A 12,202-nucleotide genomic window follows, 5' to 3' on the forward strand; every position below is an offset into this window, starting at 1 on the left:
GGCCTGCCGGCCTTCCATCGTTCTCTTCGACACCCGCCCGCCACACCGGCAGCGGGTGTCGTGTCGTTGTACTCGCAGGCAAAAGTTAACCCTATGCAAGAAAAACAACTCTCTACCGAGGAACTGATCGCCCAGGACGTGGGCGCCCGGCTGCCGCTCGGCCTCATGGGCTGGCTGATCACCGGGCTGGCGCTGGCCTGGTCCCTGTTCCAGCTCTGGATCGCCTCTCCGCTGCCCTTTATGCTGGGATTTGGCGTCCTCAATGACACCGAAACCCGCGCCATTCACCTCACCTTCGCCCTGCTGCTGGCCTATCTGGTGTTCCCGGCCTTCCGGCGCTCCCCCCGAGACAGGGTGCCGCTCGGCGATATCGCCCTCGGCCTGATCGCCGCCGGTGCCGCCGCCTATCTGTTCGTCATGTATGAGGCCCTGGCCCAGCGCCCCGGCAACCTCACCACGGCCGATCTGGTCACCGCCTGCATCGGCATACCGCTGCTGCTGGAGGCTACTCGCCGCGCCCTGGGCCCGGCCCTGGCGGTGATCGCCCTGGTGTTTCTCGCCTACAGCCTGGCCGGCCCCTGGATGCCGGGGCTGCTGGCGCACCGCGGGGTGAGTTTCACCGCCCTGGCGAACCACCAGTGGATCACCACTGAGGGGGTGTTCGGCATCGCCCTCGGGGTCTCCACCAGCTTCGTGTTCCTGTTCGTGCTGTTCGGCGCCCTGCTGGAGCGGGCCGGTGCCGGTCACTACTTCATCCAGCTCGCCTTCAGCCTGCTCGGCCACCTGCGCGGCGGCCCGGCCAAGGCGGCCGTGGTGGCCTCGGCCCTGACCGGGGTCATCTCCGGCTCCTCCATCGCCAACGTGGTGACCACGGGCACCTTCACCATCCCCATGATGAAGCGGGTCGGCTTCTCCAAGGAGAAGGCAGGGGCGGTCGAGGTGGCCTCCTCGGTCAACGGCCAGATCATGCCCCCCGTGATGGGGGCGGCGGCCTTCCTGATGGTGGAGTACGTGGGCATTCCCTACGTGGAGATCATCAAGCACGCCTTCCTGCCGGCGGCCATCTCCTACATAGCGCTGCTCTACATAGTCCACCTGGAAGCGCTCAAGCTCGGCATGCAGCCCATCGGCGGCCATCAACCCAAGCCCTGGCTGCGCCGTCTGACCGGCTTCGCCTTCGGTGCCACCCTCATCAGCGGCCTGTCGATGGCGGTCTACTATGGTCTGGGCTGGCTCAAGCCGGCGCTGGGGGACTACGCCCTGCCGGGGATCTCCCTGTTGCTGGCGGCCGTCTATCTGGGTCTGCTGAAGATAGCGGCCAGCAATGCGCCGCTGCCTGCCGAGGATCCGGAGCAGCCCCTCACCGAGCTGCCGAACACCCGCGCCGTGCTGCTCTCCGGCCTGCACTTCCTGCTGCCCGTGGTGGTACTGGTGTGGTGCCTGATGGTGGAGCGCCTCTCCCCCGGGCTGTCGGCCTTCTGGGGCACCGTCATGCTGGTGATCATCCTGCTGACCCAGCGGCCGCTGCTCAACTGGCTGCGTACCGACGGCAAGCATGACTACGGCTCGGCCCGCGACGGTCTGGTGGACTTGAAGGAGGGCCTGGTGGCCGGTGCCCGCAACATGATCGGCATCGGCATCGCCACCGCCACCGCCGGTATCATAGTCGGTGCCGTCTCCCAGACCGGGGTCGGCCTGGTGCTGGCGGATCTGGTGGAGATGCTCTCCATGGGCAACCTGCTGCTGATGCTGCTCCTCACCGCCCTGCTGAGTCTGATCCTCGGCATGGGGCTGCCCACCACAGCCAACTACATAGTGGTCTCCAGCCTGCTGGCTCCCGTGGTGGTGACGCTAGGGCAGCAGAACGGCCTCATAGTGCCGCTCATCGCCGTGCACCTGTTCGTCTTCTATTTCGGCATCATGGCGGACGTGACCCCGCCGGTGGGGCTGGCCTCGTTCGCGGCGGCCGCCGTCTCCAAGGGGGATCCCATCAAGACCGGGATCACCGCCTTCTACTACAGCCTGCGCACCGCGGCGCTGCCCTTCCTGTTCATCTTCAACACGGATCTGCTGCTAATCGATGTGGACTTCGCCCACGGCGTGCTGATCTTCGTGGTGGCCACGGTCGCCATGCTGATCTTCGCCGCCGCCACCCAGGGCTGGTTCCTGGTGAAGAGCCGCTGGTACGAGAACGTGCTGCTGTTGCTGGTGGCCTTCACCCTGTTCCGTCCCGGTTTCTGGATGGACATGGTGCACGATCCCTATCGTGAGACTCCTCCCGCCCAGCTGGCCCAGACCCTGGGCGAGGTGGAAGCGGAGAGCACGCTGCGACTGCGGATCCAGGGGGAGGATGCGGTGGGCAAGCTGCGTCAATCCACAGTGCTGCTGGCGGTACCGGCCGGTACCGATGGCGAAGCGCGATTGGCCAGCCTGGGGCTGGCCCTGTACGAGCAGGACGGCAAGACCCTGATCGACAACGTCACCTTCGGCAGTCCGGCGGCGGCGGCCGGCATGGAGTTTGACCAGGAGATCCTCTCCGTCAAGGCGCCGACCGAGCGCTGGCACAAGGAGCTGATGTGGATCCCGGGCTTCCTGCTGTTCGGGGCCGTGGTCTGGCTGCAACGGCGACGGGCCATCCGCTCATAGACACCACCAATAAAAACGGCGCCTCGATGGCGCCGTTTTCAATACCGGGCAGGCTAGTTTGACTGGGTCTGCTTCTGCTTTTGCAGCTGATCCAGGGTCTGTTGTTCCTGCGGGCTCAGACCAAGCTGTTCGCACGCTTGTTCGAAGCTGATCCCCAGGTGGCACATCATGATGTCGATGGCAGGCAGGTAGTTGGTCATTGCGTCTTCCATGGTGATCTTCCAGAGCTGTCTCTTATGCCCGAGCCGCGAGCAGGGGGCAATTAGACTTTAGGTGTAGGGTGTCATCTGCTTCACACCCCTGCCACTGGGCGGGGGAATTTGCTACTCTTGCGGGCACTAAAGAGGTTGCCGTGTGACCGCGAGCAATCGGTGAGGAGCAGGGCATGTTATTGAGTTTCTTGATCATCGCATCTGGCTGGTGGCACATCCGCGCGGCTTATGGCTCAGACTCCCGTCAGTTCTACATCAGCAAACCGCTGACCATGCTGTTCATCATCGCCCTGGCCTTTGGCTACCAGAGCGATGACCACAACGGTTCCCACGCCTGGATCCTGCTCGGCCTCTGCCTGTCGCTGGCCGGGGACGTGCTGCTGATGCTGCCACGGGATCGCTTCATCCAGGGACTGGCGGCATTTTTTGTCGCGCACCTCTGCTACATAGTGGGTTTCGCCCAGGGCCCCCTGGTGCTCAAGCTGGTGGATGGCCTGCTGCTGTTGCTGGTGGCCGGCATGGTGTTCGGCCTGCTGTGGGGCAAGCTCGGGGAGATGAAGATCCCTGTGTTCTGCTACATGCTGGTGATCATCGCCATGGCCTGGGTCGCCGCCGGCGCCTGGCACGCCTCTCTCACCGCAGGTTCTGCTGCGGCCCTGGTGGGGGCGCTGATGTTCCTCTTCTCCGACAGCATGCTGGCGCTAGATCGCTTCCGCCGCCCCTTCCCCCATGCCACGGCCTGGATCATGAGCAGCTACTTCGCCGCCCAGTTCCTGATCGCCGCCTCCCTGGCGGGATGAGCAGGCTTCGTCGACCATAAGAAAACGGGCCTAGCGGCCCGTTTCTGATTTCTGGCTTACGCCTCCAGCGGCTCGGCGTCCGCGGCCCTGGGGGCCGGTTGCCTGAGCAGCAGCATCAGGGCGCTGGCGATGAGCAGGAAGATACCCATCACGTAGAACACCTGGTTGTAGGCCATGATGGCGGCCTCCCGGTTGATGGTATTGGACAGCATGGCCCTGGCCTGCTGCTGGGCGAGCGCGGGATCCGAGCCCTGGGCCATCATGGTCTGGGCCAGCTGCAGCAGGTAGCTCTGCCCCTCTATGCTGGTGGCGGCCAGGGTGCTGCCTATCTGGCTGGCATGGATGCGGGTGTCGTTGTCGATCAGGGTGGCTATGATGGCGATGCCGAAGGCCCCCCCGAGGTTGCGCAGCACGTTGAGCAGGGTGGAGGAGGAGGGGATCTCCTCCGGGGTCAGGCTGGCGGTGGCTACCAGAGAGAGGGGCACCATGATGAAGGGCTGACCCAGGGCCCGCACTATCAGCGACTGGATCAGCTGGGGGCCGGCGTAGTCGGCGCTCATGTTGACGTTCATGAAACAGCTGATGGCAAACACCAGGAAGCCGAAGCTCACCAGGTAGCGCGGATCTATCCGGATGACCAGCCTGGGCACCAGGGGCAGCACCAGCAACTGGGGCAGCCCCATCCACATCAGCACCTCGCCAATCTCCAGGGCGTTGTAGTTGTGGATCTGCGCCATGTAGAGCGGCAGCACATAGATGGACCCCATCAGCGCCATGCCGAGCACCAGGTAGGCGAAGCAGGCCAGGGCGAAGCGCGGGCTGTGCAGCAGCCGCAGATTGACCAGGGGATGGCGGCGCAGCAGCTGGCTGATGACGAAGAACACCAGGGCCACCACTGAGATGACGGTGAGCCGCACTATGAAGCTGGAACCGAACCAGTCCTCTCTGTTGCCCTCCTCCAGCACCACCTCCAGCAGACCCAGCCCCACCGCCATGGTGAGGATGCCGACCAGATCCACCCGTTTTATCACCTCCCAGTCCACCGGCTTCCTGTCCAGACCGTGGGCCAGCATGGCCATCACCAGCAGGCCGGGAGGCACGTTCAGATAGAAGATGTAGTGCCAGGAGAGCTGCTCCGTCAGCCAGCCCCCGAGGGTCGGACCTATGGCGGGGGCGAAGGTGGCACAGAGGCCGAACAGCGCCATGCCGGTGGCCCGCTTGTGCAGCGGCAGCAGGCTGACGATGAGGGAGAAGGCCATGGGGATCAGGGCCCCGCCGGTGAAGCCCTGCAATGCCCGGAAGACGATCATGCTGGTGAGGTTCCAGCTGAACGAGCAGAGCACGGAGGCGACGATGAAGGCCCCCGTGGTCCACAGCAGGTAGCGGCGCACGCTCAGCCCCCGGCTCAGCCAGCCGCTCAGGGGGATGGCGATCATCTCCGCCACCAGATAGGAGGTGGAGATCCAGGAGCTCTCGCTCAGGGTGGCCGAGAGGGCCCCCTGAATGTCCTTCAGGGAGGCGTTGGTGATCTGGATGTCGAGTATGGCCATGAAGGCGCCGATGAGGCCCCCCATGACCGCGATCCAGTTGCGACGTGGAATGGGTTCCATCAGTTGGCGGCGACCATGGGCTCAGGATTGCGGGTGTCTACTGTCACCTCGGTGGAGAGGGTAGATTGATCGGCACGCAGCTTGCCTGCCAGTGCGTCTGGCTCGGGATCACGGGTATCCACTATCACTTCGCTGGAGAGGCCAGGACGCAACTTGCCTGCCAGTGCGCCCGGCTCGGGGATGCGGATCTTGACCGGCACCCGCTGCACTATCTTGGTGAAGTTGCCGGTGGCGTTCTCCGGCGGCAGCAGGGCGAACTTGGCGCCGGTGGCGGGGGCCAGGCTGTCGATGATCCCCTCGACCGGCTGATCCGGATAGGCATCCAGGATCACCTCCACGCGCTGACCCGGTTGCATGTGCTGCAGCTGGGTCTCTTTGAAGTTTGCCTCGACCCACACCTGTTGCAGCGGTACCAGGCTGGCCACCTGCATGCCGGACTGCACATAGAGCCCTTCCCGCAGGCTGCGCTTGCCGATGATGCCGTCCGCCGGGGCCCGCAGCTCTGTGTAGCCGAGCTCCAGCCTGGCCTGTTCGAGCTGGGCTTCACTCAGTGCCAGCCTGGCCTGGTTCTGCTTGGCTTCGGCGTCCAGCACCAGCAGGCGCTCGCGAGCGGCCTGCAGGGCGGCTCTGGCCTCCTGCTCCTGGGCCTGATTGACCTGCAGACCGGCGCGCACCTCGTCCAGGCTGTCCTGGGAGCTGTAGTTGCGCTGATTGAGCTGGCTGACCCGGCGCACCTGCTGCTGGGCCCGCACCTGCTCGGCATTGGCCGAGGCGACCCTGGCCTCGGCCTGACGGATCAGGCTCAGCTGCTGGGTTCGGGTGGCGGCCAGGTTCTCCGCGGTCGCCTGATTGAGGTGCAGATCGGCCTCGGCCTCGAGCACCCGGGTTCTGTACTCCCTGTCGTCCAGTCTGGCGATGAGCTGGCCGGCCTTGACCTCCTGGTTGTCGGTCACCTGCACCTCGCTGATATAGCCGGGCAGCTTGGAGCCGATGCCGGTCACCTCGCTCTGCAGATAGGCGTTGTCGGTGCTCTCGAAATGGCGGCCGTGCAGATACCAGTAGGCGGCAAACAGCATGCCGAGCAGGGCCAGCAGCAGGGCTGCCAGCAGAGGGATCTTCTTGTGTTGACTCATGATTTTTGCTTTTCCTGAACTGTGGCGGGCAGGCTAACATCGGCAGACTGTTTCGATTAGTATCCATTCATGAGATATACAGTTTCACTGGTGAGACAATGGACTTGAACGCAGCCTTGATTCTGGTGCGCATCGTCGACAAAGGCTCCTTTACCGCCGCCGCCCAAGAGCTGGGCATGACCAAGGCGACGGTGAGCCGTCGCATCGCCGAACTGGAGCAGCACCTCGGCGTGCGGCTGCTCTATCGCTCCACCCGCCAGCTCACCCTGACCGAGGCCGGCGAGCAGTATTACCTGCGTTGCAGCAAGGCGGTGGAGGAGCTGGCCCAGGCCGAGCTGATGCTGAGTGCCAGCCAGCAGGAGGTGACCGGCACCCTCAAGCTGGCGGTTCCCATCGAGACGGGGCAGCTGGTGGTGGGTCGGCTGGTGGCTCACTTTCTGCAAGCCTATCCGGGGCTGCGGGTGGATCTGGAGCTGACCAACCGCATAGTGGATCCCATCAGCGAGGGGCTGGATGCCATAGTGCGGATCGGCGACATGAGCGACTCCAACCTGGCGGCCCGGCGCCTGTGGAGCACCGGGCGCCTGCTCTGCGCCAGCCCGGATTATCTGGCCCGCAGCCCGGCGATCACCCGACCCGAGGATCTGGTGCGCCATGAAAGGGTCGCGGTGAGCAGCGGTTTTCTCGCCTCCCACTGGTGTTTTGAACGGGATGGCCGGGAAGTGCTGGTGGATCCGCCGTCCCGTTTCCAGGTCAACAACATCACCTGTGCCAGAGAAGCGGCGAAGGCCGGGCTGGGGCTCGCCTCCCTGCCCGCCATGTTGTGCCATGATGAGCTGGCCGACGGCTCTCTGGTGGCCCTGCTGCCGGACTGGCAGCAGCCCAAGGTGCCCATCTATCTGCTGTTTCCCGAGCGGCGGCTGATGCCGCGCAAGTTGAGGGTGTTTATCGATTTTCTGGTGGCCAACGGCCCGACTTACGGCATCGACAACCTGCTGTGAGCGGCAAGGGGTCATGCGGAGGAAGTGTGATGGTCCTTGGGCCGGCGTCGCCGGTGCATCGACCAGGGGTTGCGAGGAGAGGATATATGGAGCAGTGGATTAACTTGTATCGGGCCTCCCACTCGCTGGAGGCGCATGCCTTGAAAGGGGCGCTGGAAGTCGAAGGGGTGCGGGTGCGGCTCAGCGGGGAGGGGCTCTCGGGGGCGCTAGGGGAGTTGCCCGTGGATCTGCTGCAGGTCACCCTGATGGTGTGCGAGCAGGATCGTCGGCGGGCAGGCAGGATCATAGAGCGCTACCAGCAGCGCCAGGGCAATGGTTGGCTGTGCGGCCAGTGCGGGGAGGAGAACGGCGCCAACTTCGATATCTGCTGGCGCTGCCATCACGATCCCCAGGATCACTGAGATCTTTCCCTCCCGTCACCCTCAGCGCAGGGTGAAGTCGATGTCCTCCCCCGCGCTGGCATCGTGATAGATCGCCAGATCCAGCTCCTTCTCGCTGCGGGCGATCAGCACCGACACCAGGATGTCGCCGGAGACGTTGACAGTGGTACGGGCCATGTCGAGGATCCTGTCTATCCCGGCAATCAGCGCCACCCCTTCCAGCGGCAATCCCACCGCGGTCAGCGTCAGGGTCAGCAGCATGAGCCCTGTGCCCGGCGTGCCGGCCGTGCCTATGCTGGCCAGGGTGGCGATGCTGATGATGGTCAGGTAATCCACCACGTGCAGATCCACCCCGAATGCCTGGGCCACGAACAGCGCCGTCACCCCCTGATAGAGGGCGGTGCCATCCATGTTGATGGTGGCGCCAATCGGCAGCACCTTGGCGGTGATGGCGGGGGAGACCCCCAGCCGGCGCTCGGCGCAGGCCAGGCTGATGGGCAGGGTGCTGCTGCTTGAGCTGCTGGTGAAGGCCACCGCCTGGGCGTCGACGATGCTCTTGAAGTAGTGCAGCGGATTGAGGCGGGCCAGCAGGATCAGCAGGCTGCTGTAGACCCCGAGCACGTGCAGCAGGCAGCCGAGGTAGACGGCGCCTATCACCTTGAGCAGGGGCAGCAGCAGGCTCACCCCGTATTTGCCCGTCATCCAGGCCATCAGGGCGCAGACGCCATAGGGGGCCAGCGCCATCACCATCTGGGTCAGCTTGAACATCCCCTCCGCCAGGGAGGTGAAGAACAGAATGGCAGGGCGACCGCGTCGTCTGCTGGCATTGAGGGCCAGGGCGAGGGCCACCGCAAAGACGATCACCTGCAATATCTTGCCATCCACCATGGCCTGTACCGGGTTGTGGGGAACCAGATGGCTCAGCACGCTGGCCAGGGTCGGCTGCACCATCACACCGGTCCGTTCGTAGGGGCCCATGTTGGCGCCCATGCCGGGTTCCAGCAGCCAGCCCATTACCAGGCCGATGCAGATGGCGACGGCGGTGGAGCAGAGGTAGAGACCTATGGCCTTGCTGCCGATCCTGTCCAGGGTCTTGCCCTTGAGCAGGGCGGTGAGGCCGGCGATGACGGAGCAGAAGATGAGGGGCACCATCAGCATCTGTATGGTGTTCACGAACAGGACGCCGATGGGCTTGAGCAGCATTGCCTGCTCGCTGAAGCAGAGTCCTAGCCCGATCCCGGTCAGCATGCCGAGCAGTGTCTTCAACCAGAGCGGGCGGCGGGTCCAGATCCGCCAGGGCTTGAAGACCAATCCATGGAACAGCATGACGCCAATGTCCTTATTTTCTGTCTGCGATGGCAAAGGGGCGCTAGTGTAGCCATCCCCCGATCAGGTTGCCACATTATCGACAAAGCGACGCTCGCGGCCAGCCCGGGGGAGCTAAAAAAGGCGTTTTGTTGGCTTATATCAAGATCGGTGGCCGGGGTTCAGGCTCTAATGGACATCTGACATGATGATTAAAGAGGCTTGAGATGTCCCAGTCGATACACGGTCACGAAGTGATGGAGATGATGCTGGAAGAGGGTGGCCATTTTACCCGGGCCAGCCTCAGGGAGGCGATTGAGGCGCGCTTTGGCGCCGATGCCCGCTTCCATACCTGCAGCGCGAGCGAGATGGATGCAGAGGCGCTGATCAGCCTGCTGGCCAAACGCGGCAAGTTCATCGAGTCAGAGCAGGGCTTCCAGACCCGGGCCGACAAGATCTGCAACCACGGCTGATCCCGCGGCGAGCGTACCGAGGCGCTCGCCGAATCCCGCCTCCTTTGTTATATTTCGCCCTCTCCCCCCTCTGTTAAAGGCTTGGCCTGGGCAACGCCCGGGAACCTGTATGGATACTTTCTCCGCTGCCGTCATGTTGTTTCTGATCATGGATCCGCTGGGCAACCTGCCGGTCTTCCTCTCCATACTGCGTCATGTCGATCCCAAGCGGCGGCGCAAGGTGATGATGCGCGAGCTGCTGTTCTCCTTAGCCATCATGCTGGGCTTCCTGTTTGCCGGTCAGCAGATCCTGAGCTTCCTGAACCTGCGCCAGGAGGCGGTCAGCATCGCCGGGGGCATCATATTGTTCCTCATTGCCATCAAGATGATATTCCCGAGTCCGGGGGGCGTGACCGGGCTGGCGGCGGGGGAGGAACCCTTCCTGGTGCCCATGGCCATCCCCATGATAGCGGGCCCCTCCATCCTGGCCTCCCTGCTGCTGCTGGCGAACCAGGAGCCGACCCGGATGGCGGACTGGTCTCTGGCCCTGCTGATGGCCTGGGGTGCCAGCGCCGTGATCCTGATGTTCTACGAGCTGTTCAACAAGCTGCTGGGTGAGCGAGGACTCACCGCCGTGGAGCGGCTGATGGGCATGCTGCTGGTGATGATCTCGGTGCAGATGCTGCTGGATGGTGTGCACCACTATCTGGCGGTGACGGGCAAGGGGTAAAAAGAGAGGGGCTGCCAGGCAGCCCCTTTCTTATTGTGCGTCCATGACGGCCAGCGCCTCGTCCGGGCGGGACGGGTCTCCGGCCGGGGCCTCCAGCTTGCCCATGATGAGGGTGAGCAATGTCTCCCGCAGCCAGCGGTGCCCCGGATCCTCCTCGTGGCGCTGATGCCAGATGAGCAGGTGGGAGATGCTGTCCAGGGCGATGGGCAGCGGCAGCGGCACCAGCGGATAGACCTGGGTCGCGTGGCGGGCATAGAGCCGGGAGAGTGTCACTATCATGTCCGAGTGCATGCCCATGCGCAGCGCCGCCTCGAAGGAGGGCACAGTCGCCTCGATCCGGCGGTAGAGATCCTGCTCCGCCAGCTTGTGATCCAGCATCCAGCGATCCCGCCCCTCGCAATAGGTCTGCACATGGGGGTAGGCCAGGTAGCGGGGGAGATCCCACTCGGGTTCGCGCAGGGCCGGGTGATCCCGCTGCACCAGGCAGGTGAGGTCATCGATGGCGAGCAGTCGCTGGCAGATGGCGTTGGGCAGGGTATCCAGCCTGAAATCCGAGTTGATGCAGTTCTCCCGCACAGTGAAGGCGATGTCCACCTGACCCTGGCTCATCTCGGTCAGGCTGTGCTCTGTCCACTCCTCGTAACGCAGCCGGATCCCCGGTGCCTTGCGCTTGAGCTCGCTCAGGTAGAGCGGCGCGAACAGGGTGAAGGCGCTGTCCATGCTGGCGATGACGAACTCCCGCTCTGTGCTGGCGGGATCGAAGGCGGGGGGCTGGATCAGGTTGTCCAGCGACAGCAGTATGGGTTGCAACTGCAACTGCAGATCGAGGGCGCGCGGGGTGGGATCCAGCCCGTAGGCGGAGCGGACGAACAGGGGATCGTCGAAGGTCTCCCGCAGGCGACCCAGGGCCTTGCTGACGGCGGACTGACTCAGATGCAGGCGGCGGGCGGCCCGGCTGCCATTGCGCTCTTCCAGCAAGACTTGCAGGATAATCAACAAATTAAGATCTATGCGCCCGAGCTGTTCCAGCAACATGATATGAATCCTCTTCAATTCTTAGATGAATTTATACCATTTGTTTTCATATCTTGGCGACCCTATGCTCGACCTGTCTCTCGCCTTCATGGCGACTGGTACAGGATGTAGCGGTTGAGGGGACAAGTAGCACCGACTCATACGGCGGCCAAAGGTCGCCGTATCTTTTTATGTTTTTTGACGATTTTCCTGCCAACTTGCGCCTGCCTTGATTTTGCCCAACAATCGTTGCGCCTTCTTTTGATACAAACAACGGGTATCTATCTGTCAGGAGTCGCCCTATGGGACTTGGTGGAATTCATATCTGGCATCTGTTGATCCTGCTGGTGGTGGTCGTCGTGGTGTTTGGCAGCAAACGCCTGGCCGGTGCTGGTGAGGATCTGGGCACCGCCATCAGGGATTTTCGTAAAGCCTTGCGTGACGATGAAGTACATCCGAAATGAGTAGGAGTGGAAGTATGTCTGTAGACGAAAAAGTGGAATTGAATGAAACCTGCGACAGCTGCGGCTGTTTCGCCGAGATCGGCACCATCATAGGTGAAGGCGACGATGTGATGGAGCTGGTGATCGAGGCCGCGGCAGAAGCCGACGCCCGCGCCAAGCTGGCGGCCTATGAGGCGCTGGCCAAGCAGGTGACCGCCGAAGCCGTGATCGACAGCGAACTGACCCAGGGCGCCGACGGCGTGATCCTGAAGGCCCGCCTGCAATTCACCTGCACCGCCGAGAAGCTGATTTTCGAGATGCGTGCCCGCTCTATCTGAGCCCCCCGATGAGACGGCAGGCTTGCCTGCCGTATTGCTTTGCCCCTCGCCTTTTCCCTCTCTTTGCGTTGTATAGTGAGTTATCCCACGGACGATCCGGTTTCAGTCCGGCACCAATAGTTCCGCTGCAGGAAGGTG

General features: G+C 63.5%; 12 protein-coding genes and 1 pseudogene. 8 read left to right on the forward strand and 5 right to left on the reverse strand.

All coding sequences use genetic code 11. The features are described 5' to 3' along the window. Positions 1-93: 93 nt before the first annotated feature. Positions 94-2,646, forward strand: a complete 2,553-nt coding sequence (locus AB5Y91_RS15170; RefSeq protein WP_368170165.1) for a TRAP transporter permease — start codon at positions 94-96, stop codon at positions 2,644-2,646. Between the two features lie 53 nt (positions 2,647-2,699). Here the strand turns inward: AB5Y91_RS15170 and AB5Y91_RS15175 are convergent, their stop codons facing one another. After that, positions 2,700-2,858 (reverse strand): hypothetical protein, encoded by a 159-nt coding sequence (locus AB5Y91_RS15175; protein ID WP_005332188.1) that lies wholly within the window; start codon positions 2,856-2,858, stop codon positions 2,700-2,702. Positions 2,859-3,031: 173 nt separating this feature from the next. Here AB5Y91_RS15175 and AB5Y91_RS15180 point away from each other — a divergent pair, with 173 nt between their 5' ends. Next, positions 3,032-3,658 carry a lysoplasmalogenase gene (locus AB5Y91_RS15180; RefSeq protein ID WP_025325402.1) on the forward strand — a complete coding sequence of 209 codons (627 nt, stop codon included), beginning with the start codon at positions 3,032-3,034 and terminating at the stop codon, positions 3,656-3,658. Between the two features lie 56 nt (positions 3,659-3,714). Here AB5Y91_RS15180 and AB5Y91_RS15185 read toward each other — a convergent pair whose 3' ends face one another. Further along, positions 3,715-5,268, reverse strand: coding sequence for a DHA2 family efflux MFS transporter permease subunit (locus AB5Y91_RS15185; RefSeq protein ID WP_368170166.1), 1,554 nt, complete (start codon positions 5,266-5,268; stop codon positions 3,715-3,717). A gap of 98 nt (positions 5,269-5,366) precedes the next feature. Then, positions 5,367-6,401: pseudogene (locus AB5Y91_RS15190) on the reverse strand (HlyD family secretion protein); the annotation flags it as partial. A gap of 98 nt (positions 6,402-6,499) precedes the next feature. On the opposite strand from AB5Y91_RS15190, the gene AB5Y91_RS15195 reads away from it, so the two are divergent. After that, on the forward strand, positions 6,500-7,402 hold the full coding sequence (locus AB5Y91_RS15195) for a LysR family transcriptional regulator (protein ID WP_025325405.1): 903 nt from the start codon (positions 6,500-6,502) through the stop codon (positions 7,400-7,402). Between the two features lie 86 nt (positions 7,403-7,488). Then, positions 7,489-7,803, forward strand: coding sequence for a DUF2007 domain-containing protein (locus AB5Y91_RS15200; protein WP_025325406.1), 315 nt, complete (start codon positions 7,489-7,491; stop codon positions 7,801-7,803). Positions 7,804-7,824: 21 nt separating this feature from the next. On the opposite strand, the gene AB5Y91_RS15205 is transcribed toward AB5Y91_RS15200, so the two are convergent. Beyond that, positions 7,825-9,108, reverse strand: a complete 1,284-nt coding sequence (locus AB5Y91_RS15205; RefSeq protein ID WP_368170167.1) for a dicarboxylate/amino acid:cation symporter — start codon at positions 9,106-9,108, stop codon at positions 7,825-7,827. Positions 9,109-9,314: 206 nt separating this feature from the next. Here AB5Y91_RS15205 and AB5Y91_RS15210 point away from each other — a divergent pair, with 206 nt between their 5' ends. Further along, on the forward strand, positions 9,315-9,560 hold the full coding sequence (locus AB5Y91_RS15210) for a YecH family metal-binding protein (protein ID WP_025325408.1): 246 nt from the start codon (positions 9,315-9,317) through the stop codon (positions 9,558-9,560). 109 nt (positions 9,561-9,669) lie between these two features. Next, on the forward strand, positions 9,670-10,269 hold the full coding sequence (locus AB5Y91_RS15215) for a YhgN family NAAT transporter (RefSeq protein ID WP_163155507.1): 600 nt from the start codon (positions 9,670-9,672) through the stop codon (positions 10,267-10,269). Between the two features lie 30 nt (positions 10,270-10,299). Here the strand turns inward: AB5Y91_RS15215 and AB5Y91_RS15220 are convergent, their stop codons facing one another. Continuing rightward, complete coding sequence (locus tag AB5Y91_RS15220) at positions 10,300-11,304, reverse strand: LysR substrate-binding domain-containing protein (RefSeq protein ID WP_368170168.1); 1,005 nt, start codon at positions 11,302-11,304, stop codon at positions 10,300-10,302. Between the two features lie 281 nt (positions 11,305-11,585). Between AB5Y91_RS15220 and tatA the strand changes: the two genes are divergently transcribed. Together tatA and AB5Y91_RS15230 are read left to right on the forward strand one after the other, a co-directional pair. Next, complete coding sequence (gene tatA, locus AB5Y91_RS15225; protein WP_005323446.1) at positions 11,586-11,747, forward strand: twin-arginine translocase TatA/TatE family subunit; 162 nt, start codon at positions 11,586-11,588, stop codon at positions 11,745-11,747. A 14-nt stretch (positions 11,748-11,761) separates the two neighbouring features. Beyond that, a complete protein-coding gene (locus AB5Y91_RS15230) occupies positions 11,762-12,064 on the forward strand; it encodes a YfcZ/YiiS family protein (protein ID WP_042650556.1) in 303 nt (100 codons plus the stop codon). The last annotated feature ends 138 nt before the right edge of the window (positions 12,065-12,202 follow it).

It is taken from the genome of Aeromonas sp. R4-3, from assembly GCF_040908275.1.
GTDB classification, from domain to species: Bacteria; Pseudomonadota; Gammaproteobacteria; order Enterobacterales; family Aeromonadaceae; genus Aeromonas; species Aeromonas rivipollensis.

Excerpts from the sequence above, each read along its gene's own strand:
- AB5Y91_RS15170 (WP_368170165.1), top strand. The coding sequence starts at position 94 with ATGCAAGAAAAACAACTCTCTACCGAGGAACTGATCGCCCAGGACGTG.
- AB5Y91_RS15230 (WP_042650556.1), top strand. The coding sequence starts at position 11,762 with ATGTCTGTAGACGAAAAAGTGGAATTGAATGAAACCTGCGACAGCTGC.
- AB5Y91_RS15210 (WP_025325408.1), top strand. The coding sequence starts at position 9,315 with ATGTCCCAGTCGATACACGGTCACGAAGTGATGGAGATGATGCTGGAA.
- AB5Y91_RS15180 (WP_025325402.1), top strand. The coding sequence starts at position 3,032 with ATGTTATTGAGTTTCTTGATCATCGCATCTGGCTGGTGGCACATCCGC.
- AB5Y91_RS15220 (WP_368170168.1), bottom strand. The coding sequence starts at position 11,304 with ATGTTGCTGGAACAGCTCGGGCGCATAGATCTTAATTTGTTGATTATC.
- AB5Y91_RS15185 (WP_368170166.1), bottom strand. The coding sequence starts at position 5,268 with ATGGAACCCATTCCACGTCGCAACTGGATCGCGGTCATGGGGGGCCTC.
- AB5Y91_RS15205 (WP_368170167.1), bottom strand. The coding sequence starts at position 9,108 with ATGCTGTTCCATGGATTGGTCTTCAAGCCCTGGCGGATCTGGACCCGC.
- AB5Y91_RS15215 (WP_163155507.1), top strand. The coding sequence starts at position 9,670 with ATGGATACTTTCTCCGCTGCCGTCATGTTGTTTCTGATCATGGATCCG.
- tatA (WP_005323446.1), top strand. The coding sequence starts at position 11,586 with ATGGGACTTGGTGGAATTCATATCTGGCATCTGTTGATCCTGCTGGTG.
- AB5Y91_RS15200 (WP_025325406.1), top strand. The coding sequence starts at position 7,489 with ATGGAGCAGTGGATTAACTTGTATCGGGCCTCCCACTCGCTGGAGGCG.
- AB5Y91_RS15175 (WP_005332188.1), bottom strand. The coding sequence starts at position 2,858 with ATGGAAGACGCAATGACCAACTACCTGCCTGCCATCGACATCATGATG.
- AB5Y91_RS15195 (WP_025325405.1), top strand. The coding sequence starts at position 6,500 with ATGGACTTGAACGCAGCCTTGATTCTGGTGCGCATCGTCGACAAAGGC.